This is a genomic window from Mesorhizobium sp. YIM 152430 (genome assembly GCF_029210365.1).
GTDB lineage: Bacteria > Pseudomonadota > Alphaproteobacteria > Rhizobiales > Rhizobiaceae > Aliihoeflea.
Genome location: NZ_JARGES010000043.1, coordinates 363,785 through 383,330, shown reverse-complemented (window position 1 = coordinate 383,330; position 19,546 = coordinate 363,785). Strand labels below are relative to the sequence as shown.

Genomic DNA, 19,546 nt, shown 5'->3' with positions numbered 1-19,546 from the left:
TTATGGAGGATCGGGGTTGAGCGACAGGCTTCAGGTCGAGCAGGCGGAGGCACAATCGAATCTCTCCGAAGCTTCCGAAGCCGTTCGACAGGAGGCCAAGCAGGTCGGCGCGCAGGCACAGGAAATGGCTGGAGAGCAGGCGGAGAAGGTGAAGGAAGCGGCCGCGTCCCACCTCGACGTCATTGCCGACGCGCTTCGGGCGGCGAGCGACGAACTCGGCAGGAACCAGAGCGGGCCTGCCGCGGAAATGGTCTCCAACGCCGCTTCGGGCCTCGAGGGTCTGACGCGGTCGCTGCACGGTCAGTCCACGGGCGAGATGATCGAGACGGTGCGCAGGTTTGGCCGTGAAAACCCGGTCGGATTCCTCGCAGGCTCCGTTTTGGCAGGACTTGCTCTCGGCCGCTTCGCGTCCGTCGCAACCACCGCTGCGGCTGGCTCGGATGAGAGGCAACGATCAACGGCGACGTCCGCTGGTGGAACCGGCCCGATCACGGGCCAGGAGGTCGGCCGATGACACCGGACAAGGATTCCAGGTCGATCCCCAGCCTTCTTTCGGATCTCGTCCAGCAGCTTTCCTCTCTCGTCCAGACGGAAGGCAAGTTGCTCCGCAGCGAACTGACCGAAAGCGCCCATAAGGTTGGCAATGGCGCGATGGAAGTCGCGGGGGGAGCGTTGCTTCTTCTTGCAGCTCTCATCGTGCTTCTTCAGGCGCTGATCGTGGCCCTCTCCAATCTCGGGCTCCACCCGGCGTGGGCGTCACTGCTGGTCGGCGTCGTCGTCGCGGTGATCGGCGTCATCCTCGTGCGGCGGGGCACGACGAACATGTCGCCCTCCGAACTGGCCCCGACGCGAACGACCGATCAATTGCGCAAGGATGCCGCACTCGCACAGGAGCAAACACGATGACCGACCATGCAGCTTCCGACCGATCGCCCTCCGAGTTGGAGCGCGAGGCAGAGCGCGTCCGTGCCGAGATCGCCGACACGGCCGAGCACTTGAAGGACAAGATGTCGCCGGGCCAGTTGATGGACGAGGTCGTCGATTACTTCAAGGACGGCGATGCCAATCAGCTTCTTGCCAATCTCAAGACCCAGGTCCGCGACAACCCGCTGGCTTTGGCCATGGTCGGCGGCGGATTGGCATGGCTGATGATGGGGTCCGGTCCTGCGACGCGGACGTCATCCGCGTCCCGTGCACCTGCGATGCCAACGACCCCGCAATATCGGCCAGCCGCCGCCGTGGACGCTTCGACGTCGCTTCGGTCCGGAACGCAAGGTTCGGACCGTTCGGCGATGGCAAAGGGAGCGGACGCCTTGCGGGATACGGGAGCATCCGTTGCCGCTTCGATGGGGCATACCGCGTCTTCTACCAAGGACTCCGTGGCTGCCACGGCGCACGACCTGCGTGACGCAGCAGGCGACTACATGTCGAGCGCATCCCAGGCAGGTGCTGACGCCGGCAACCGTCTGAGGTCGACATTTATGGACGCGTTGGAACGAGAGCCCCTCGTTCTTGGCGCGCTAGGCGTCGCCGTGGGTGCTGCGATCGGCGCGATGCTTCCGGCCACGCGGACTGAACAGGAATATCTGGGCGATGTGAGCCGAAAGGCGCGCGAGACCGCTGAGAGTGCGATCGACGAAGGGATAGACAAGGCCAAACACGTGGCAAGCGATGTCTACTCTGCGGCCAAGGCCGAGGCTGACCAACAAGGTCTGATGCCGGGGTCAAAGCCCTTGGCGGACAAGGTCGCTGACGTCGCCAAGTCGGCTGGGGGCGAGCTCAAAAGCGCCACCGACGCCAGTCTTCATCAGGCTCGTGATACCGCAGACAAAGCCACCGACCATTTGTCTGCCCGCGACAAGCGGAATTGAACGAGCGGGGCGGCCGGGGCAAGTCGCCCGGTCGCCCGACCTTTTGCTGCTCAGTAGCCTCCGACAATAGGGAGAATTTCCCCGGTGATGTAGCTCGAGCACTGGGGCGAGGCGAGGAAGACGTAGGCCGGCGCGATCTCCTCCGGCTGCGCCGGGCGCTTCATGGTGGTGTCCGCGCCGAATTCGGCGACGTCGCCAGCCTCCTTATCGGAGGGATTTAGCGGCGACCAGACCGGACCCGGCGCGACGCAGTTCACCCGGATTCCCTTAGGTGCCAGATTGGAGGACAGCGCCCGCGTGAACGCGTGAATGCCGCCCTTCGTGGTCGAGTAGTCGACCAACCCACCGCTTCCCGAAATGCCTGTCACCGAGCCGGTGTTCAAAATGGCCGAGCCAGGCTCCATATGCGGAACAGCCGCCTTTGCCATGTAAAAATAGCCGTAGAGATTGGTCTTGATCGTGAGATCGAAATGCTCGGCGGTCAAGTTCTCGAAATCATGTTCATGGACCTGGAACGCGGCATTGTTGACAAGGACATCCAGTCGTCCGAACTCCTTTACCGTCGCGGCGACCGCCTTGGTGCAGGCGGACATGTCCGACACGTCGGCAGGCAGCAGGATGCATTTTCGACCCTCCGCCTCGACGCCCTTCTTCGTCTCCTTGGCGTCTGCATGTTCGGACAGGTAGACGATCGCGACGTCGGCTCCCTCTCGTGCGAACAGGATCGCCACGGCCCGGCCGATCCCGGAATCGCCGCCGGTCACGATTGCGACCTTGCTATCCAGCTTGCCCGAGCCCCGATAGAAGGGCGCGTCGTACATCGGCGCAGGATCAAGCTGCCGCTCGTCCCCGGGCTTCGGCTGGTGCTGTTTGGGAAAGGGCGGCACGGGGTACGCCCGCGCACCGGCCTGCATCGGGGGCTTTGACCCGCCGCGGCTCTTTCTGGCGTCGCGGCCGTCCACCTCCTTTTGGACCTTGCGCTGTCGTGCAACTTCTTTCTTCGTGGCCATTTCGATCTCCTTGTCTGGAGATGCCCCAACCATCCGTAGGGCGAGAATGTTCGACGGAACTCGGATTTGTCTGCGACGGAACATTTGCGGCGATGCGAGCTTCGACAGGCATCACACCCCTGTGAACAAGGAGATTCAAATGGCCAAGGAAAAGACACTCGACGACCTGTTCCTCGATACGCTCAAGGATATCTATTACGCCGAGCGCAAGATCTCGAAGGCACTTCCGAAGATGGAGCGGGCTGCGCAGTCCCCCGATCTGAAGGCTGCGTTTGCCAAGCACCGCGAAGAGACAGAGATGCAGATCGAGCGCCTGCAGCAGGTGTTCGAGATCCTCGGCAAGCCGGCGCGTGGCAAGACGTGCGATGCTATCGAAGGCATCATCGCCGAAGGCGAAGAGATCATGGACGAGTTCAAGGGTACGCCGGCGCTCGATGCCGGGCTGATCTCGGCGGCGCAGGCAGTCGAGCACTACGAGATCACCCGTTACGGCACGCTGAAACGCTGGGCGACCGTCCTTGGCATGAACGACGCTGCAAAGCTTCTCGACCAGACGCTTCAGGAAGAATCGAAGACGGACGGCGACCTGACGAAGCTGGCCGACAGCCAGGCTAATGAGATGGCGAAAGCCGCGTGAGGAGCAGGGCCATCGGCAACCAGCCGATGGCCCTCATCTTCCAGGCAAATGGAGATCATGATGACAGACACTACGCGAAAGCCCGCTGCGGGAACCACCGACGAACGGCCTCGATGGGAAGGTCCACCCGAAAACCGCCCGAGCGGCTACCTCCCGGCCGAAGACGATCCCAACAGCGATCGCGACGCCGCGGGTGAAAACAACTCCGATCCCGATCGCAACAGCATGTCGGGGATCGAGCGGAAGCCGACACAGAAGAAGTGAAAGCTCACGCATCGCGAAGCCGGCCTCTCGTTGGGCAACCGAAGTCGAGAAAACACTGCTCGACCCGAAAGAACACGCCGACGACTTCGACAAGAACAAAGATGACATCGGAGAGCGATCCGACGATCCTCGCCGCGGGTCCACTTTGAAACCCTCAAACGGGGATCGATCGAGTATCCGATCAACTCCCGGCGATGCATCTGCCTGGCCGTATCCGCGGCTGTTCACAGCCTTTCGACCGCGACGGCCCGGATCAGGATTTCATCCTGTTCGAACGCGCGCTCCATCCGTTGCCTGAACCCTTGCCACCACGCCACGTCCAGTTCCTCGCACATGACTTCTATGATGAGGATTTCGTCATGCTCGTCCTGCCAGATGCCCTTGGCAGGTTTGTCGTCCCGAGCGTTCAAGCCGCCGAAGGCCGCCACCAGTTCGTCGCGGACCTCGGTCCACAAGGCGTCGCTGACCGGCCGTCCGGAAGGCAATTTGGTTGGCAGGAAAATCTCGATGAGGTGCATACCGGTTCCTAAAGCGCGTCCATTATCCCAGCCAGATCGGCAACCTCGATCTGTTGTCCGAAACGTTCCTCGTAAAGTCGCATGACGGCGTCGTGGGTCGAATCTCGCGAACTGCAGATGCCGTCGCGCACAAGGACGACGCGAAAGCCGCGATCGACAGCGCCGAGGACAGTGGCGAGCACGCACATTTCGGTCTCCCCGCCTGTCACCACCAGCGCATCGACCTTGCCGTCGACGAGCAGACGATCCAGCCGCCCCTCGGTCCAAGGCGAATACACCTGCTTGTCGACGACCCGCGCCGGCGGGACGAAGCGACCCAGGGACGGGGCGAGTTCGAGAAAGCGATCCGGAAGCTTCTGACGCGTGATCTGAGGCCAAGCACGATAGTATCGTTGCCAGGCTCCAGCCACGCTTTCGGCGTCCATGACAGGAGCGAAGCGCGTGAAAACGGTGCGTTCGGGAGCCCGTTCCACCAATGCGACGAGCAGGGGCAGGACGGGCTCGAACCACGCCACCTGCCAAGGGCCGCCAGGCGCGAACAGTTGCTGCATGTCTATGCAGAGATGAACCCAATTCTCGCCGATCGGGCCGAAGCGGATTCCCGCAGCCATCAGAGCTTGACCTTGGTCTCCCGCGCCCAAAGGCGGAGCTTGCGGCACGTCTCCACGAAGCCCTTGACGTCGGCGGCGGCAGAGATCGCGATCACGCCCTCATCCGGTTCGACGCCGGCCTTGTCGAGAAGCGGCCTAGCGTCTTCGACATGGGCGATGAACTTGCAATGCGTAAAGGCGTCGGCGACGAAGTCGCGCGCTGCGGCTTCCTTCGTCAGGCGCTCTGCGCCTTCCGCGCTGACGATGAGCGCGACGGCGTCGTAGAGGACCGACGGTCCGCCGTCGATCATCTGCTTTCCTTCGATGAGCGAGCCGTCCGAGGCCTCGACGCCGCCGACCTTCGGCGCGACGATCTCCATGTTCGCGCCCTCGGTCTTCAGCGCGTCGCTCAAGGTTCGGAGCAGCTTGGCATCGCAACCGTCGGTGACGAGCACGCCGACCTTGCGGCCCTTGAAGCTCTCCGGTCCGTTCTTAACGATCGACAGCCTATCCGAAGGCTCGAGGTCGTCGCGCGGGGCGATCGCCGCATCTGCCGGTTTCGGCAGCTTCTTCATGCCAAGCTTGTCGGCGACCTTGGTCGCCAACGTCTCGTCGATGTTGAGAAGGTGCGAGACGACGCGCTCGCGGATGACGGGCGTCTCAACCTTAGAAAGCTCGAAGGTCAAAGCCATGGCGATGTGGTTCTGCTCGACCTCGATCTGGCTGTTGAAGAATTGCCGTGCCTGGCTGTAGTGATCGGCGAAGCTTTCCGCGCGCAGCCGCACCTTCGGCCCCTCCACCTCGTCGCGGTAGGAGCGATGGCCGCGTGCCGGGTGCTCGCGCGGACCTTCGCCCCAAGAATTTGGCTGGTAGTTCACCCGGCCAACCGGATTGCGCATCGCCAAATGTCCATCCTGCTGGAAATGATGGAACGGGCATTTGGGCGCGTTGATCGGGATATGCGTGAAATTGGTCGAGCCGAGTCTTTTGATCTGGGTATCGAGATAGGAGAAATTGCGGCCCTGCAGCAGCGGATCGTTGGAGAAATCGACGCCGGGCGGCACGTTCTGTGTCATGAATGCGACCTGTTCGGTCTCGGCAAAGAAATTGTCCGGCATCCGGTCGAGCACCAGCCGGCCCACGGGGATCGGCTCCAAGATTTCCTCCGGAATGAGCTTGGTCGGGTCCAGCACGTCGAAGTCGAAACTGTCGGCGAACTCCTGGTCGAAGAGCTGCACGCATAGTTCCCATTCGGGATAGTCGCCGGCCTGGATCGCGTCCCACAGGTCTCGGCGGTGAAAATCCGGGTCAGCGCCGTTGATCTTCACCGCCTCGTTCCAGACCACAGATTGCAGGCCGAGCTTTGGCTTCCAGATAAATTTGACGAAAGTCGACTCGTCTTCGGCGTTCAAGAAGCGGAACGTATGGACCCCGAAGCCCTCCATGAAGCGGAAGGAGCGCGGGATCGCACGGTCGGACATGATCCACATGATCATGTGCATGCTCTCGGGCGTTAGTGAGATGAAATCCCAAAAATTGTCGTGGGCTGACTGGGCCTGCGGAAAGGCGCGATCGGGCTCTGGCTTCACCGAATGGATGATGTCGGGAAACTTGATCGCATCCTGGATGAAAAAGACCGGAATATTGTTACCGACGATGTCCCAGTTGCCTTCCTGTGTATAAAGCTTGACCGCAAATCCACGCACGTCGCGCGCGAGGTCGAACGAACCTTTGGAGCCGGCGACGGTCGAGAACCGCACGAAGGCGGGCGTCTTCTCGCCGGCGCGCTGGAAGATGTCGGCGCGCGTGTATTTCGCCAGCGACTCGTAGGTCTCGAAATAGCCATGCGCGCCATAGCCGCGCGCGTGAACAACGCGCTCGGGAATGCGCTCATGGTCGAAGTGGAAGATCTTTTCGCGAAAATGAAAGTCCTCGATCAGCGAAGGGCCGCGCTCGCCATATTTCAGCGTGTTCTGGTCGTCGGCGACAGGGCCGCCTTGCGCGGTCGTCAGGAGCGGCGTGTCGCCATCAGCGACCTGGTGCAGTTCGCCGCCGCTGCCCCGCACCAGATCTTGGTCGTGAATGATCGCTGTCGCTGACTTGGTGTCCTTGCTTCGTGTCATGGTCGTCCCCTTCACATGCTGGTGTGTCGATGACCGCCGAACCGCGCTGGAGGATCGATGTTCCGGCATAGAACGAGGACGACATACAGAGACCAACGGGCGCTCTGAACATACTGTTGGTCGAAGCGTGCATGCTCACACGTTGACCACACGGCTGCGCAAGACGACCGTACGCGCATGGAACGTCAACGATCATCGCCGGTTCTAGCCCCAAGCGGACAGGAGACCGATATGACCGACGAAGTAACCTACAAGCCCTATGACGCACCGACAGGCGGATGGGGGTCGGTCAAGTCCTTGGTCAAGCACTCCACCCGGCAGCACGCCATTGGCACGGCTCCCGATCTCCTGCGCCATCACAACAAACTCGGCGGCTATGCCTGCACAAGTTGCGCCTGGGCAAAGCCCGCAAAGCCTCACGCCGCCGAATTCTGCGAGAACGGCGCGAAGGCGACCTTCTGGGACCTGACCTCGAAGCGTACGACACCGGAATTTTTCGCACAGCATACCGTCACGGAATTGCTCGGCTGGTCGGACTACGACCTCGAAAACGAGGGCCGCCTGACGCATCCAATGCGCTACGAATCTGCCAGCGACACCTATGTGCCGGTCGAGTGGGCGGAAGCGTTCGCCGACATCGGGTCGCGTCTCAAGGGTTTCGATCCGGAAAGTGTCGTCTTCTACGCTTCCGGCCGGGCCTCTCTCGAAACCTCCTACATGTATGCGCTCTTGGCCCGCATGTACGGCAACAACAACCTGCCCGACAGTTCCAACATGTGCCATGAGACGACCTCGGTCGCATTGCCGCAGAGCATCGGGACGCCCGTTGGCACCGTGCTGCTCGAGGATTTCGAGCATACCGACTGCATCCTGTCCTTCGGTCAGAATGTAGGCACCAACGCGCCGCGCATGCTTCACCCACTGCAGCAGGCCCGCAAGCGCGCCGCCGAGATCATCGTCTTCAATCCGTTGCGCGAGCGCGGCTGGGAGGAGTTCGTCAATCCGCAGCACGCAGGGGAAATGTTGACGAACAGGGGGACAGAGATCGCAACCCAATACCATCAGGTCCGCACCGGCGGCGACATAGCGGCGATGGTGGGTATTGCCAAGACATTGCTCGAGCTCGACCACCAGGCAAAGGCGGCCGGCACAGATCGCGTGCTTGATGTCGATTTCATTGCGCAGCACACGCATGGCTTCGCGCCGTTCGCGGCGTATGTGCGGGCGCAGTCCTGGGACGACCTGGAACGCGAGGCCGGACTGGCGCGCGCTGCGATGGAACAGGCGGCGGACGTCTATGCCCGTTCGAAGGCCGTGATCGCCATCTACGGGATGGGCCTGACCCAGCACAGGCTCGGCGTCGACAACGTCCAGATGCTAGTCAATTTGATGCTGATGCGAGGCAATATCGGCAGGCAGGGCGCGGGTATGTGCCCTGTGCGTGGCCATTCGAACGTGCAAGGTCAGCGGACGGTCGGCATCTCCGACAAGACCGCACTCGTTCCCCTCGACAAGCTCGAAGCGCAGTTCGGCTTCTCGCCGCCGACGAAGGACGGCCTCAACACCGTCGAGGCGTGCGAGGGCGTCCTTGACGGCACGGTGAAGGCGTTCATCAGCCTCGGCGGAAATTTCGTGCGCGCGATCCCAGATACCATGCGCATGGAAGAGTCATGGCGTGACCTCGAACTGTCCGTTCAGATCGCGACCAAGCTCAACCGCAGTCACCTCGTTGCAGGCAAGACCAGCTACATCTTGCCTTGCCTCGTGCGCACAGAAATCGACGAACAAGCGAGCGGGCCGCAGATCGTCACGGTGGAGGATTCGACGACATGCATCCATGCGTCGCGCGGAGTGGCGACACCGGCCAGCGAACACCTTCTTTCCGAACCCGCCATTGTGGCGGGTATCGCAAAGGCTACACTCGCGCCCAATCCTAAAGTGCCTTGGGACGATTGGGTTGGCGACTACGGTCTCGTGCGCGATGCGATCGCACAGACATACCCGGACGATTTCCACGACTTCAACGCCCGCCTCGACACGCCCGGAGGTTTTCCGCGCCCGATCGGCGCACGCGATCGCAAATGGGAAACCGAAACCGGCAAGGCAAACTTCCTCCTGCCCAAAGCGCTGCATGCGACCTTCGACGATGGCTCGCAGCCGGACGTACTGCGTCTCATGACGATCCGCTCGAACGACCAGTTCAACACGACGATCTACGGCTACGACGACCGGCTTCGCGGCATCCAGGGCTCGCGCATGATCGTGATGATGAACGGCCAAGACATGGCAAGGCTGGGCGTAAAGGCCGACGATCTGGTGGGTCTGGAAACGGCGAGTGATGACGGCATGATCCGCAGCGTTGCTGGATTACGCATCATCGAGTTCGATGTGCCACGCGGTTGCATCGCTGCCTATTATCCCGAGACAAACCCGCTCATCCCGCTCTACCAGCATGCGGAAGAAAGCAAGACGCCGGCGGCCAAGTCGGTGCCGGTTCGAGTTCGTCTGGCCTGAGTGAATGCAAACGGGCAATCACGTCGCAAGCCTGTAATGAAATACCGGAAGTGCTGGGTGGGTCATCGCTATGCCGTTCACGGCCATGTCCGATCGTGACGATGCCAACTCGCCTCAGCTATCGGAAGCGCCTAATGTGATCAGAGCGACCGCCATGACGCCCAGTATGACTCCTACCGATTGCACGCCCGAGACACGCTCGTCGTAAAGCGCGACCGCAACGATATTGACCGCGATCAGTTGGATCACCGCTGACAGGCTCAGAGCGTCGTGAATAGCCAAAGAACGCTGTTTTTCGAAACGGCCCACGCCTTGGCAGCACTCGCAGCGCCGACGAATGTGAGCGTCGAGGTGATTAGCATTGAGATGCTGATGAACGTCATACGCGGAAAATGGCGGGGCTTCTTTGCCAGATCAATGTGTCTCTCTTTGCGCTGGGCTTTTGTGGGGAACACATCGGGTCCAGACGATGTTGCGTCATCGAAATGGAGTGTCCAATGACCGACAACAAGCGAGAAACGGGTGCACGCGTGCCGAAGAGCGATCTCCGGCCGGGAGCCACTGACCAGAACGCAGGCATGCCCGAGAATCCTGGTGGAGCCGGGCTGTCCCGTCATCCGGACGATACGGATGAGCGAACACATCAATCCGATCAAGCCGACACCATGGAAGGTTCGCCGGAAGGCGACGCCAAGGGAGCCTATGCAAAGCCGCAGCACGGCGGTTCCAATGACGGGGTAGTGAGCGCCGATCCCCGAGTGCTTTCGGGCAAGAAGAGTGGCGACGCGACCTTCAAGCATACGTTCAAGGGCATTGATCGTGAATGATTAAGTAACGCAACAATTCGCTTCGTTGGCTTCGCTGCCACCAACCGTTAGATGCCGATTCAACTTGTGAAGCTTGAAAGCAGCTGGGATCGCCGAGCGGCAATATCCGAAGCCTGGATTTTGTATATCGCAGTTGGAGGCTTCCATGGCGTCGACACGTACCGGGCAAGCCGCCGAGCATAGCGGATTGAGCAAGTCCGACGTGAAGGCTGCACCCCATCGGTTATCATCGGGTGGCAATCAGTATGTCGATCGACAGTAGGTCATTCCGTCGCTCGTCTCGCATCGCGAAGCCGTCATCGGACGGCCCGGTTCTGGCCAAGGACATTCGGCTACGACCCAAAGCCGCCATTAAGACGTATTGCCAGGACCGCCTCTAATCTACCTTGTGCTCTTCGTCGTGCGCACAGATTTCAATTTTATCCTGGAAGAAGACAGACCTTGTGACGCGTACCGTCTCGACCGTTCGGGTGCGAGAATGTTGCCCGCATCTTTAGCTTGCGCAATTTTGGAACGATCCGAGTCCGCGCCTGTTCTCCTTCCACCCAAAGGAGAAGCAAAAATGGATCATTCCAATCACGTACGTTTGCAGGTTGACGAACTTACAGAGAACAACCTTGAGGGCGCGACGATCTATGGGCCTGGTGACGAAAAGATCGGCCAAGTGTCGCACCTTCACGGCGTTGGCTCGGATGCGCAAGTGGTTGTTGACGTCGGTGGTTTACTCGGCATCGGCGCAAAGCCCGTGGCAATCCCAATCAGCCGGCTGGATTTCATGCGGGACGAGGCGCACGCAGTGCATGCCGTGACGACCTGGACGAAAGACGAACTCAAAGCACTACCCGAGCATCAACACTGACCGCTTCATCGCGCGACAGCCTATGAAGCCATAGAACATAGGTGCATAATCACCCTGCGGATTCTAATCCGCCGACGGCTGGCGCGAAGTAACCGCCCCCCAGCACAAGCAGCGCGCTAGCCGACATTCCACTGCGGAACAACTTAGGCGATAGCGGGCTCGGTTCGCGCCGCTTGCCTCTCAACGCAGCGGCCAGAGCCTTTGGCTCGGAAGCGGTCCTAGCGATCGCCCTTCGGACGACCGCTTCTTGCTATTCAGAATCAACTGCGCCGTACTTGACGGCCGCGCGAGCTCTGGCCGGACATCAGGCTTTCAATTTCAGCCCCCAGCATTTTCAAATTTGACCGCGCTTAAACTTCTGCTTACGGCCGCTCGTCACAATGTCAGGCCTTTCCTCTCACAAACCGGCGTTATTGAAAGCAGGAGAATGTCGGCCTCCTTCACTTTGGCCTTGGATGCCAGACGCGGCGCGAGCTTCTTCACGCCATCCAGAACCGGGATGCCTGCCACATGGAAAGCACGGCAGGCTTTGTATGTGATGTCGCGGAACATCTTCGCGGCAGCGTTGAGGCCGGACTGCGTGATTGTCTCACAACTGGGTAAGAGTGGGACTGGTTCTAGAACATGACGGGCGATCAACCACCTTCGCGCCGTCGGACCACCGCAGTGCGAGGCAAGCCGAGCTGAACCCCACCAGAGCGCCTCAGGCTTGTTTTGCTATAAAGCTGCCACGCGCGAGCAAAGCAGTGACCTCAATAGGCGGCACCGGTCGGGAGTAGAGAAAGCCCTGTAGGTCGTCGCAACCGATTGATTGGAGATGGGTGCCTTGTTCCACCGTCTCCACGCCTTCGGCCGTGGTTTTGAGCCCGCGGGCCTTCGCCAGCTCCACAATCGCCTGCACGATGGCCTCGTCGCCGTTCAGCCGCCCGAAGCCGCTGACGAAGCTGCGGTCGATCTTGATACGGTCCACCTCGAGCTGCTGGAGGCGGCCAAGCGAGGAGAAGCCCGTGCCAAAATCATCAAGTGCAATGCGCACACCCAGTGCTCGGAGCGCTTTGACGTTTTGATCGCCAACCCCGTTCGGGTCAGTAAGAGCGCTTTCGGTTAGTTCCAGTTCGATACGACGTGGATCGATTTCGGTTTCCAGCAGCAAGGCGGCGACCTTGGTGGCGAAGGCGGGGTTGCGCAGCTCGATGGCCGACACGTTCACAGCGATTGCTAGCGACGGCCAGAGCTTTGCGGCGTTGCAGGCTTCCCGCAAGACGAAATCCCCGACTGCTTCGATCTGGCCTGTTTCCTCCGCGATGGGAATGAACACGTCGGGCGATATCCAGCCATCGTAAGGATGCCGCCACCGCAACAGCGCTTCGACGCCGATGATCTTCTGCGTGGCTGCGTTGAACAGCGGCTGGTAGTGAACTTCGAGTTGGTCTTTTCCGGCCAGAGCGGCGCGCAGATCGCGCTCGATATCGCGCCGTGCCTGCAAGATCGCACCCATCTCTGCGCCAAACATCGCGTAGCGGCTGCGCCCGGAACTCTTTGCGTGATAGAGCGCGATGTCGGCTTTGCGGCAGAGCTCCGTTCGCGTGTCCCCGTCGCGTGGCGCAATGGCGATTCCGATTGTCACTCCGATGAACACCTGATGACCATCGATGTCGAATGGTTGCCGAATGGTGTCGATGATCCGATCAGAGAGCAATTCGACATCTTCCACACTGCGTAAGGCAGGAATAACAACCGTGAACTCGTCCCCCCCTAGGCGCGACAATGTGTCGGTGGAGCGAATAAGACCGGAGAGGCGCTTCCCGAATTCAATGATGACGGCGTCCCCTGCCGGATGGCCGAGCGTGTCGTTGACCTGTTTGAAGTGATCGAGATCGAGATACAACACAGCGACCAGTTCGCTGTCGGACTGGCCCCGGAGAGCTGCGTCAAGGCGGTCGTGGAACAAGGCACGGTTTGGAAGTTCGGTGAGCGGGTCATGGAGGGCCAAATGCTTCATCTTGGCGTCACGTTCAGCCAAGCGGTGTGAACGCCGATCCAGAAGGAAGAGGAGACCGCCGACCAGACCGAGCATCATTGCAAGCGCCGCAGCGGCTACAGGCGCAATTCGGCTGACCACCGCAGCTCCTGGGCGATAGGGCTGCCATGCGAAGTATCCGACGGTGGCACCGGAAGCCGTGGTTAAAGGAAGGTTGGCTTGGCCGCTCTCCAATGCCGGAGTCCAGCTGAACCGTAGATCGTCGAACTGATAGTCCCGCGACAAAGCTGCCACGAAATCGCTATCGAGAAATCGAACTGCAACATGCAGGTATTCCGTGCCGGGAGTTTGCTCGATATCGCCGGTGTCGGAGACGACCGGTTTTACGCTGACGAGGGTAGGACGTCCCGCGACGATGCCGATATCTGCTTCGCCAAGGCTCAGAATCCGATCCGAAATGCCGCTTTCGTCGCCACTGGCCGACCGTTGGCGCAGCGCATCGACCAAAGGCTTCGCGACCTCTTCGACATCGCGGTAGGGCCGGTCATCGCTGTGAGTAGAGAACTGATATATGGGAGTGTTGGCTGGGTCGAGGACATAGGCCCCGTCGTGGCCGAAATAGGTGTGCATCCAGCTGCCGAGATTATAATCGATCCATTCGGCACTTGATGGTTCTCCCACCGCCGTGACCGCATCGTCCCATACAGTGACGCTTTCCTGATTATGGGCGATGGTCTCCCGCAAATTGCTGACAACGAGTGTTGCCAATGCAACCTGTCGGTCGACTGCAACCTCGTCCGCCTCCTGCCCAGCCCAGACCAGGAGCCCGCCAACCAGCGCAGCGAGGGCACAAACCCCAAGCATTGCCGGAACGGCGATCAGTCGTGCAAACCGGCCTGTACGGATAGAAAAAGCTGCCATGATAACCCCCGTCGTCGAGGATCATTCATGGCGGCGACAGGTTAATTCCGGCTTTCCAGGTTATCTATCAAATGAAAGGGTAGGCGTGCTGCGGGCCCTGCTAAGCGGCCTTCTTGCGCCTGTGCCTTTCTTGGACGTCCCCGGCTCGCGCCCGAGCCCCATGGACTTAGCCATGTCGGAGCGCGCCTTGGCATAGGCGGGGGAGACACCATTGGGTAATCATTCGGCAAGTTCCACTTTGATCGGTATTCTTCTGGCGTCATGCCGAGCTTCATCAAGTTCGTACGCCGCATAAATCTCCTTGCGGCGCTCGGTCCCGCCGGGGTCGTGGTATCGCCATAGGTGGCGGATGCGCGACATAGTTGCCTCCGCTAGTCGGAGCTCTTGTCAATAAAATCCAGGGGCTGCTCGCGCCCTTCATTGGGACGCGCTTTGTCGCCCCCTTTTTCGACGGTCGAGGTCGTCTTGGCGTCCTTCCCCTGGCCAAGATTGGTGCCTCCAAGATGCCCGCCCGTGCTCATGTTCCGGATCTTGCTGTCGGCCTTGTTCGTCATCTCACGTCTCCTCATTGGTCGGCTATGGATGCGAGGAAATCGCCTTGATGGGCCAGCAGTTGCCGCCCCTCAAAACGTCATCGGCAGAAGGATCAACCTCGCTGAGTCCAAAACTCGTCGGTCGTGCGGCGTTCATCCATCATCGTTCCAGGGTTGCGGAAACGGTCTGGATCGATTGCTGGTGCTTCGTCCAGTTCGGCCGCGGTGCGGTCAACGACAACTACTTCCAACCCCGGTGCGGCACGCACCTCGTCCCACGGGATGGCATAGTGGTCTTCACCCATTCCGAGGAATCCGCCGCGAGCCACGATGACGTAAGCAGCTTTCCCACTTTCCGGATCAATGATTACGTCACTGACGCTGCCGAGGTTCTCGTCCTCCATATTTCGGACGTCGGTGCCGGTGATGTTGTCGATCCGATAGCGGGTTGTTGCGTCGGCCGCGAGCGGCTCAGCGAGCGCAAGTCGCTCCTGACGCCAGGTCGTTACGGATGCAGGATCCACACCTGCCTCCTCGAGTTGCTGGGAGTAGCTGTCGTAAACTTTGTTCATCTTGGCAACGATATACTCGCAGCCTTCGTTGTCACCGCGGTATGCGAGAACGCGACCCGCGCCGTAGAGCGCACGGATCTGGTAACGCGGCGCGTCGATGCCGACCACTTCACCGCGAGGATCCATTGCGGAAGCTTCAATATCTTTTGCGCTCGTCGCCCGTGACGTGGTGTCCCCAGTTGCCGGTGCAGTGGTTGCTGGGCTCTGGGTCGATTGCGGCGCTGGTGGAGCCCCATATGAGCCGGTTCCCCAGCCTGACAACCAAAACTCGTCTTCGTACATGCGTTCAGCGAACTCGTTCATCTCGAGCAGGCAAGCTTCAGCCATCTGTGTTTGATCATTGGTCTGCGGGTTCTGCTGTGCTCCCGCACCTGTTGCGGTCAGTGCGAGCATCGCGGTCGCGATCGCAGTGGTCGAGGCGAGTTTGATAAACATTGTTCCATCCTTGTTCAGAGGTTGGCTCGGCACGCTTGTGGTGCGGTGATACGAAGCCAACAGGGTCGATCCCAGATTGTTCCAAAGAGATTTGTATAGTGATGACACCCGGGCAGTCAGCGGAACGGATCCTGGTTCGGAGTGTTCGGATCGGGTAAACCCACAAAGAGAAGCCTATGGAACAGCAGATTTTCTTCGATACCTGGATCAGCCTTGGCCGCGTCTTTGTCGTCGGAACTTTGGCCTATGCAGCCCTCGTGCTGATGTTGCGTATCTCCGGAAAGCGAACGCTGTCGAAGATGAATGCGTTCGATCTCATTGTGACCATCGCCTTGGGATCGACCCTTGCCACCGTGTTGCTAAACCGATCAGTTCCTCTGGCCGAAGGGGTTGCGGCTCTAGCGCTTCTGATCGCTCTTCAGTTTGCAATCACGTGGGTCTCTGCTCGGTCTGACACGTGGAAGCAGATGGTCAAAGCGGAGCCCACCGTCCTGCTTACGCAGGGCAATGTCGTCGATGACGCATTGCTGCGAGAGCGTCTCACCTTCGACGAGGTGCAGGCTGCTGTCCGCCAAGCTGGCCATCCAGAGGTTGATGAGACGATAACGGTCATCCTCGAAACGGATGGCTCCTTGAGCGTCCTCCAATCGCGCGAGGCGCATAGATTGTTCCCGCATCGGCGCGTGAAGAGCCGATCCGCCTCGCAACGATCTCCAACCAAAAGGAGAAGCAATGACTGCTTACCTCAGATTCACGGTGATGATCCTGACATCGACAGCCGTGATGTTCGGTCTAATGTATCTAAACACCTATAGCGCTGACCACGTGTTCTTCAGCGAAACCCGCGCCTACATGGCTCTGGTCATGGGATCAACTATGTCGGTGGTAATGCTTCTGTTCATGTGGACTATGTATCGCAGCCGCGCGGCCAATGCGGCCATCCTGGTAGCGAGCTCCCTCGTGTTCACGGGCTCGCTCTATCTCGTACGAAGCCAAGAATCCGTTCAGGATGTCGCTTACATGCGGGCAATGATTCCGCACCATTCCATCGCGATATTGACCAGTGAACGCGCCAAAATCTCAGATCCGCGTGTGCGGGAACTTGCGGACGAGATCATTCGCGCACAACGCGAAGAGATCGGCGAAATGAAGCGGTTGATCGCGGACCTCAAATAGCAGGTCGATGCGATGCCGGTTAGACTATGGCCAAGACTAAAACGCCCAGTGCGACAATGAATAGCGCAAAGACGAGAACAAGATGAACGATCTCGTTGGCCGATGTCCCATTGCGATCGGCATGGTCCTCCTCGGACCACATGAGAATGGATCCGATTGGGGTTCTAAAAGACATTGCACGCTCTCCTCACGCTATCCAACTGCAACTGGGGTGGATCGTTCCGATTAGCGGCCAGTTGCCGAAACACACAATGAGGGGCCGCTTGATGGATGTGATCGAACGCGCAGGGATCGATAATTGGCTCCGACTCGTCGCGCTTCTTATCGAGGTGGTGGCAGTCGCGACACTTGTGATCGGCGCTCTTGCCGCATCGGTCTTCTTCGTCATTGATTTGCGAAAAGAGAAAGGGTTCGAGGCAGCGTTTCATCGCTACCGGGTCGGTCTGGCGAGAAGCCTTCTCTTGGCCGTCGAACTTCTCGTGGCAGCGGATCTCATCGGGACCGTCGTTGTCGAGCCCACAATAGAAAATCTGGCGGTCCTCGGTTTTATTGTCCTCATCCGCACGTTCCTCAGTTTTTCTCTTGAAGTGGAAATTGAAGGGAGGCTTCCATGGCGGCGACACGTGCCGGGCAAGCCGCCGAGCGTAACGGATTGAGCAAGTCCGACGTGAAGGCTGCACCCCATCGGTCATGATCGGGGTGACAATCAGTATGTCGATCGACAGTACGTCATTTCGTCGCTCGTCTCGCATCGCATCGATAAACAAGGAGGGGCAATGCGGATGCTTGGAGAGCCATCAGTGTCTGCTTCAATGTCGTTGCAGCAATTAGCGGACGGTCCGTAATCCACCCCATTGCCGACGCCGTGCAGAAGGTGTGCTCGCCGTTCACGCGGCAATCGATTTCCGTCTCGTTCGGAGTCGGCCCAGTCGGGCTAATTTCGGCATGGTGACGTAATTCTGACCTCCCACTTCGGCCCTGCTTGACCATCCGACTAAATATGAATGTTCAAAGCTTCACCTGCGGAAAATTGCGACGTAGCGACTATTTTTTGGCAAGTGGGCGCGCGGAATTGGAGATTGCGAGGAGGCTTCCCGCGTGCAACCTTGCGTTGGGTTATAGGGAGGGGAGAAGCCAGGTGAGAACCTCAATCATCTTGCTGGTGGCGTATTTCGCCGCCACTCAGTCGTACGCTCATGGGGGAGGCTGTCGCAAAAGTTCGCCACCAGGCCAATGCTGCCACATGGACAACAGCTCGGGGACGGTACATTGCCACTAACTCCGAGTTGTGTTTTTCGCCGCTTTAGGCTGTCGGCATGGGGCGACCGTCGTCAGGGCTAATATTCAATGGTTGTAGGGAGACAGGCGACGAAATGGGTTTATTCGACGGACTGCTTGGCCATGGGAGCGAAGCCGAGATTGGGAAGATCATCGCCAAGCTGGATGGGATATTGCTTCCGGGTGAGCAGGCTCAGCTTGCGTTCAAAATTATCCGTGACTTCTTCGTGTTTACCGACCGCCGATTCATCCTGGTCGACATCCAAGGCATCACAGGGAGGAAGATCGATTACCTCTCGATCCCGTACCGCTCGATAACCCGCTTTTCGCTAGAGACGGCCGGAACGTTCGATCTGGACGCGGAATTGAAACTTTGGGTATCCGGAGAGCCCAAGCCGATTGAACGAACCTTGAGCAAACACACTGACATAAAAGGAATTCAGCGTGCCCTGGCTGCTGGCGTCCTTGGGATATAGGCATCCCTTGGCACCGTCGTTAAATTCACTTGGCTTTCGCCGATGGGCAGCGCACTCTCAGACTTTGTTTCCCTGCACGCTGCGAGCCGGAGCAAGCCCATCACGATCCAGACGGGTCAACCTTCCAGCGGCCCGCCTCGGCTGAGTACCGTCCGTGCAGACTCCCTTTGCTCACGCTCGACGAGCCTCACGCCGTAAACCCTCCCGTTCAACGCGACGAATTGCTCCCGTTCCCGTGCGGCCTCGAGTAGATCTTCGATTTGCCGGATGTCGGTATCGCACGTCCATCGATCGTCGCCGATACGGTGGAGCTTGGCGGAGTAACCGTCCGACGATTCGTTAACCATGCGTCAAACCTCCTCGCCTAGCATCGCTTTGGGGGCAAGACCGGATACCTGAAGTGTGGACGCGCAAAGGTTTCTGCTCGATACCAGCGTAGTGAGCGAACTGGCCAAAAAGCGGCCGGACCTACGGATCGTGGATTGGCTAACCGCACCGCAGGACTTCTCGCTCGCACTGCCGACAGCCTCGATCGTCGAAGTGTCACGGGGCATCGAATTGCTCCGCCCAGACAACCCAATCAGAGCGGCGCAACTCGACGAGTGGTTGGAGACATTGCTGGCCTCAGACGTGCATACACCGCTTCTATGCACCGCCGCTGCTAGACTATACGGGCGCATGACAGGATGCAGAGCTCTGAAGCACCTATGGATTTCGGACCCTCGGATGAAGGCACCGAAGATGGGACTCGATCTCATGATAGCATCACAATCCATCGTCGAAAGCATCCCTATCGCGACGCTCAATTCTAAGGATTTTTTGTCGATTCACCAGTTGTTTCCATTGCCTGGCCTGTTTCATCCCGGCCTCGGAGATTGGATCGTGAACCCTTTGCGGGAATGGATGCTGACGCCATCCTCTTGACACCTACTTCGGCACCGAGCTCGACCACAACTTGGGG

24 protein-coding genes and 1 pseudogene are annotated in these 19,546 nt (G+C 59.6%); 13 read left to right on the top strand and 12 right to left on the bottom strand.

What is annotated here, in order from left to right; all coding sequences use genetic code 11:
- The first annotated feature begins 16 nt into the window (after window positions 1–16).
- The 3 genes from PZ895_RS14140 to PZ895_RS14130 are packed head-to-tail and all read left to right on the top strand — an operon-like array spanning window position 17 to window position 1,871.
- Window positions 17–514 carry a hypothetical protein gene (locus tag PZ895_RS14140; RefSeq protein ID WP_275839620.1) on the top strand — a complete coding sequence of 166 codons (498 nt, stop codon included), beginning with the start codon at window positions 17–19 and terminating at the stop codon, window positions 512–514.
- Window positions 511–906 carry a phage holin family protein gene (locus PZ895_RS14135; RefSeq protein ID WP_275839619.1) on the top strand — a complete coding sequence of 132 codons (396 nt, stop codon included), beginning with the start codon at window positions 511–513 and terminating at the stop codon, window positions 904–906. The genes PZ895_RS14140 and PZ895_RS14135 overlap by 4 nt, the downstream gene beginning before the upstream one ends.
- Window positions 903–1,871, top strand: a complete 969-nt coding sequence (locus PZ895_RS14130; RefSeq protein ID WP_275839618.1) for a DUF3618 domain-containing protein — start codon at window positions 903–905, stop codon at window positions 1,869–1,871. Before PZ895_RS14135 ends, PZ895_RS14130 begins: the two co-directional genes overlap by 4 nt.
- A 50-nt stretch (window positions 1,872–1,921) precedes the next feature.
- Here PZ895_RS14130 and PZ895_RS14125 read toward each other — a convergent pair whose 3' ends face one another.
- A complete protein-coding gene (locus PZ895_RS14125) occupies window positions 1,922–2,881 on the bottom strand; it encodes an SDR family oxidoreductase (protein WP_275839617.1) in 960 nt (319 codons plus the stop codon).
- Window positions 2,882–3,020: 139 nt separating this feature from the next.
- Between PZ895_RS14125 and PZ895_RS14120 the strand changes: the two genes are divergently transcribed.
- On the top strand, window positions 3,021–3,518 hold the full coding sequence (locus PZ895_RS14120) for a ferritin-like domain-containing protein (protein ID WP_275839616.1): 498 nt from the start codon (window positions 3,021–3,023) through the stop codon (window positions 3,516–3,518).
- A gap of 57 nt (window positions 3,519–3,575) precedes the next feature.
- Window positions 3,576–3,782, top strand: a complete 207-nt coding sequence (locus PZ895_RS14115; protein ID WP_275839811.1) for a hypothetical protein — start codon at window positions 3,576–3,578, stop codon at window positions 3,780–3,782.
- Window positions 3,783–4,006: 224 nt separating this feature from the next.
- Here PZ895_RS14115 and PZ895_RS14110 read toward each other — a convergent pair whose 3' ends face one another.
- The 3 genes from PZ895_RS14110 to PZ895_RS14100 are packed head-to-tail and all read right to left on the bottom strand — an operon-like array spanning window position 4,007 to window position 7,013.
- Complete coding sequence (locus tag PZ895_RS14110; protein WP_275839615.1) at window positions 4,007–4,300, bottom strand: hypothetical protein; 294 nt, start codon at window positions 4,298–4,300, stop codon at window positions 4,007–4,009.
- Window positions 4,301–4,308: 8 nt separating this feature from the next.
- Window positions 4,309–4,911, bottom strand: coding sequence for an isochorismatase family cysteine hydrolase (locus PZ895_RS14105; RefSeq protein ID WP_275839614.1), 603 nt, complete (start codon window positions 4,909–4,911; stop codon window positions 4,309–4,311).
- Window positions 4,911–7,013, bottom strand: coding sequence for a catalase (locus tag PZ895_RS14100; RefSeq protein WP_275839613.1), 2,103 nt, complete (start codon window positions 7,011–7,013; stop codon window positions 4,911–4,913). The genes PZ895_RS14105 and PZ895_RS14100 overlap by 1 nt, the downstream gene beginning before the upstream one ends.
- A gap of 231 nt (window positions 7,014–7,244) precedes the next feature.
- On the opposite strand from PZ895_RS14100, the gene PZ895_RS14095 reads away from it, so the two are divergent.
- Window positions 7,245–9,527, top strand: a complete 2,283-nt coding sequence (locus tag PZ895_RS14095) for an FdhF/YdeP family oxidoreductase (RefSeq protein WP_275839612.1) — start codon at window positions 7,245–7,247, stop codon at window positions 9,525–9,527.
- A 114-nt stretch (window positions 9,528–9,641) separates the two neighbouring features.
- Here the strand turns inward: PZ895_RS14095 and PZ895_RS14090 are convergent, their stop codons facing one another.
- On the bottom strand, window positions 9,642–9,836 hold the full coding sequence (locus PZ895_RS14090; RefSeq protein ID WP_275839611.1) for a hypothetical protein: 195 nt from the start codon (window positions 9,834–9,836) through the stop codon (window positions 9,642–9,644).
- A gap of 188 nt (window positions 9,837–10,024) precedes the next feature.
- Here PZ895_RS14090 and PZ895_RS14085 point away from each other — a divergent pair, with 188 nt between their 5' ends.
- Both PZ895_RS14085 and PZ895_RS14080 read left to right on the top strand, forming a co-directional pair.
- Window positions 10,025–10,354, top strand: coding sequence for a hypothetical protein (locus PZ895_RS14085; protein ID WP_275839610.1), 330 nt, complete (start codon window positions 10,025–10,027; stop codon window positions 10,352–10,354).
- A 562-nt stretch (window positions 10,355–10,916) separates the two neighbouring features.
- Window positions 10,917–11,213: a PRC-barrel domain-containing protein gene (locus PZ895_RS14080; RefSeq protein ID WP_275839609.1), complete on the top strand. Its 297-nt coding sequence runs from the start codon at window positions 10,917–10,919 to the stop codon at window positions 11,211–11,213.
- Window positions 11,214–11,588: 375 nt separating this feature from the next.
- On the opposite strand, the gene PZ895_RS14075 is transcribed toward PZ895_RS14080, so the two are convergent.
- The 6 genes and pseudogenes from PZ895_RS14075 to PZ895_RS14050 all read right to left on the bottom strand — a co-directional run bounded on the left by PZ895_RS14075 (window position 11,589) and on the right by PZ895_RS14050 (window position 15,655).
- A complete protein-coding gene (locus PZ895_RS14075) occupies window positions 11,589–11,765 on the bottom strand; it encodes a hypothetical protein (RefSeq protein WP_275839608.1) in 177 nt (58 codons plus the stop codon).
- A gap of 151 nt (window positions 11,766–11,916) precedes the next feature.
- On the bottom strand, window positions 11,917–14,115 hold the full coding sequence (locus PZ895_RS14070; RefSeq protein WP_275839607.1) for an EAL domain-containing protein: 2,199 nt from the start codon (window positions 14,113–14,115) through the stop codon (window positions 11,917–11,919).
- A gap of 60 nt (window positions 14,116–14,175) precedes the next feature.
- Window positions 14,176–14,381 (bottom strand): annotated as a pseudogene (locus tag PZ895_RS14065) (MucR family transcriptional regulator); the annotation flags it as partial.
- The gene (locus PZ895_RS14060) at window positions 14,335–14,475 is read right to left on the bottom strand and encodes a hypothetical protein (RefSeq protein WP_275839827.1); all 141 of its coding nucleotides are present in this window, start codon (window positions 14,473–14,475) and stop codon (window positions 14,335–14,337) included. The pseudogene PZ895_RS14065 and the gene PZ895_RS14060, both read right to left, overlap by 47 nt.
- Before the next feature lie 11 nt (window positions 14,476–14,486).
- A complete protein-coding gene (locus tag PZ895_RS14055; protein ID WP_275839606.1) occupies window positions 14,487–14,684 on the bottom strand; it encodes a hypothetical protein in 198 nt (65 codons plus the stop codon).
- Window positions 14,685–14,761: 77 nt separating this feature from the next.
- Complete coding sequence (locus PZ895_RS14050) at window positions 14,762–15,655, bottom strand: PRC-barrel domain-containing protein (RefSeq protein WP_275839605.1); 894 nt, start codon at window positions 15,653–15,655, stop codon at window positions 14,762–14,764.
- A 176-nt stretch (window positions 15,656–15,831) separates the two neighbouring features.
- Here PZ895_RS14050 and PZ895_RS14045 point away from each other — a divergent pair, with 176 nt between their 5' ends.
- From PZ895_RS14045 to PZ895_RS14030, 4 genes are all read left to right on the top strand, one after another.
- Window positions 15,832–16,470, top strand: coding sequence for a YetF domain-containing protein (locus PZ895_RS14045; protein WP_345803531.1), 639 nt, complete (start codon window positions 15,832–15,834; stop codon window positions 16,468–16,470).
- On the top strand, window positions 16,388–16,831 hold the full coding sequence (locus tag PZ895_RS14040; protein WP_275839604.1) for a DUF305 domain-containing protein: 444 nt from the start codon (window positions 16,388–16,390) through the stop codon (window positions 16,829–16,831). The genes PZ895_RS14045 and PZ895_RS14040 overlap by 83 nt, the downstream gene beginning before the upstream one ends.
- 266 nt (window positions 16,832–17,097) lie before the next feature.
- The gene (locus PZ895_RS14035; RefSeq protein ID WP_275839603.1) at window positions 17,098–17,487 is read left to right on the top strand and encodes a DUF1622 domain-containing protein; all 390 of its coding nucleotides are present in this window, start codon (window positions 17,098–17,100) and stop codon (window positions 17,485–17,487) included.
- Window positions 17,488–18,204: 717 nt separating this feature from the next.
- Complete coding sequence (locus PZ895_RS14030) at window positions 18,205–18,585, top strand: PH domain-containing protein (protein WP_275839602.1); 381 nt, start codon at window positions 18,205–18,207, stop codon at window positions 18,583–18,585.
- 116 nt (window positions 18,586–18,701) lie between these two features.
- On the opposite strand, the gene PZ895_RS14025 is transcribed toward PZ895_RS14030, so the two are convergent.
- Window positions 18,702–18,932: a hypothetical protein gene (locus PZ895_RS14025; RefSeq protein ID WP_275839601.1), complete on the bottom strand. Its 231-nt coding sequence runs from the start codon at window positions 18,930–18,932 to the stop codon at window positions 18,702–18,704.
- Between the two features lie 55 nt (window positions 18,933–18,987).
- Between PZ895_RS14025 and PZ895_RS14020 the strand changes: the two genes are divergently transcribed.
- Window positions 18,988–19,509, top strand: coding sequence for a PIN domain-containing protein (locus PZ895_RS14020; protein WP_345803530.1), 522 nt, complete (start codon window positions 18,988–18,990; stop codon window positions 19,507–19,509).
- The last annotated feature ends 37 nt before the right edge of the window (window positions 19,510–19,546 follow it).

Bases quoted from the DNA above. Each gene is read 5' to 3' on its own strand.
- PZ895_RS14075 (WP_275839608.1), bottom strand. From the start codon at position 11,765: ATGTTCCGCGACATCACATACAAAGCCTGCCGTGCTTTCCATGTGGCA.
- PZ895_RS14105 (WP_275839614.1), bottom strand. From the start codon at position 4,911: ATGGCTGCGGGAATCCGCTTCGGCCCGATCGGCGAGAATTGGGTTCAT.
- PZ895_RS14125 (WP_275839617.1), bottom strand. From the start codon at position 2,881: ATGGCCACGAAGAAAGAAGTTGCACGACAGCGCAAGGTCCAAAAGGAG.
- PZ895_RS14115 (WP_275839811.1), top strand. From the start codon at position 3,576: ATGATGACAGACACTACGCGAAAGCCCGCTGCGGGAACCACCGACGAA.
- PZ895_RS14050 (WP_275839605.1), bottom strand. From the start codon at position 15,655: ATGTTTATCAAACTCGCCTCGACCACTGCGATCGCGACCGCGATGCTC.
- PZ895_RS14080 (WP_275839609.1), top strand. From the start codon at position 10,917: ATGGATCATTCCAATCACGTACGTTTGCAGGTTGACGAACTTACAGAG.
- PZ895_RS14030 (WP_275839602.1), top strand. From the start codon at position 18,205: ATGGGTTTATTCGACGGACTGCTTGGCCATGGGAGCGAAGCCGAGATT.
- PZ895_RS14130 (WP_275839618.1), top strand. From the start codon at position 903: ATGACCGACCATGCAGCTTCCGACCGATCGCCCTCCGAGTTGGAGCGC.
- PZ895_RS14070 (WP_275839607.1), bottom strand. From the start codon at position 14,115: ATGGCAGCTTTTTCTATCCGTACAGGCCGGTTTGCACGACTGATCGCC.
- PZ895_RS14095 (WP_275839612.1), top strand. From the start codon at position 7,245: ATGACCGACGAAGTAACCTACAAGCCCTATGACGCACCGACAGGCGGA.
- PZ895_RS14135 (WP_275839619.1), top strand. From the start codon at position 511: ATGACACCGGACAAGGATTCCAGGTCGATCCCCAGCCTTCTTTCGGAT.
- PZ895_RS14045 (WP_345803531.1), top strand. From the start codon at position 15,832: ATGGAACAGCAGATTTTCTTCGATACCTGGATCAGCCTTGGCCGCGTC.
- PZ895_RS14120 (WP_275839616.1), top strand. From the start codon at position 3,021: ATGGCCAAGGAAAAGACACTCGACGACCTGTTCCTCGATACGCTCAAG.
- PZ895_RS14085 (WP_275839610.1), top strand. From the start codon at position 10,025: ATGACCGACAACAAGCGAGAAACGGGTGCACGCGTGCCGAAGAGCGAT.
- PZ895_RS14025 (WP_275839601.1), bottom strand. From the start codon at position 18,932: ATGGTTAACGAATCGTCGGACGGTTACTCCGCCAAGCTCCACCGTATC.
- PZ895_RS14035 (WP_275839603.1), top strand. From the start codon at position 17,098: ATGGATGTGATCGAACGCGCAGGGATCGATAATTGGCTCCGACTCGTC.
- PZ895_RS14060 (WP_275839827.1), bottom strand. From the start codon at position 14,475: ATGTCGCGCATCCGCCACCTATGGCGATACCACGACCCCGGCGGGACC.
- PZ895_RS14100 (WP_275839613.1), bottom strand. From the start codon at position 7,013: ATGACACGAAGCAAGGACACCAAGTCAGCGACAGCGATCATTCACGAC.
- PZ895_RS14040 (WP_275839604.1), top strand. From the start codon at position 16,388: ATGACTGCTTACCTCAGATTCACGGTGATGATCCTGACATCGACAGCC.
- PZ895_RS14110 (WP_275839615.1), bottom strand. From the start codon at position 4,300: ATGCACCTCATCGAGATTTTCCTGCCAACCAAATTGCCTTCCGGACGG.
- PZ895_RS14055 (WP_275839606.1), bottom strand. From the start codon at position 14,684: ATGAGGAGACGTGAGATGACGAACAAGGCCGACAGCAAGATCCGGAAC.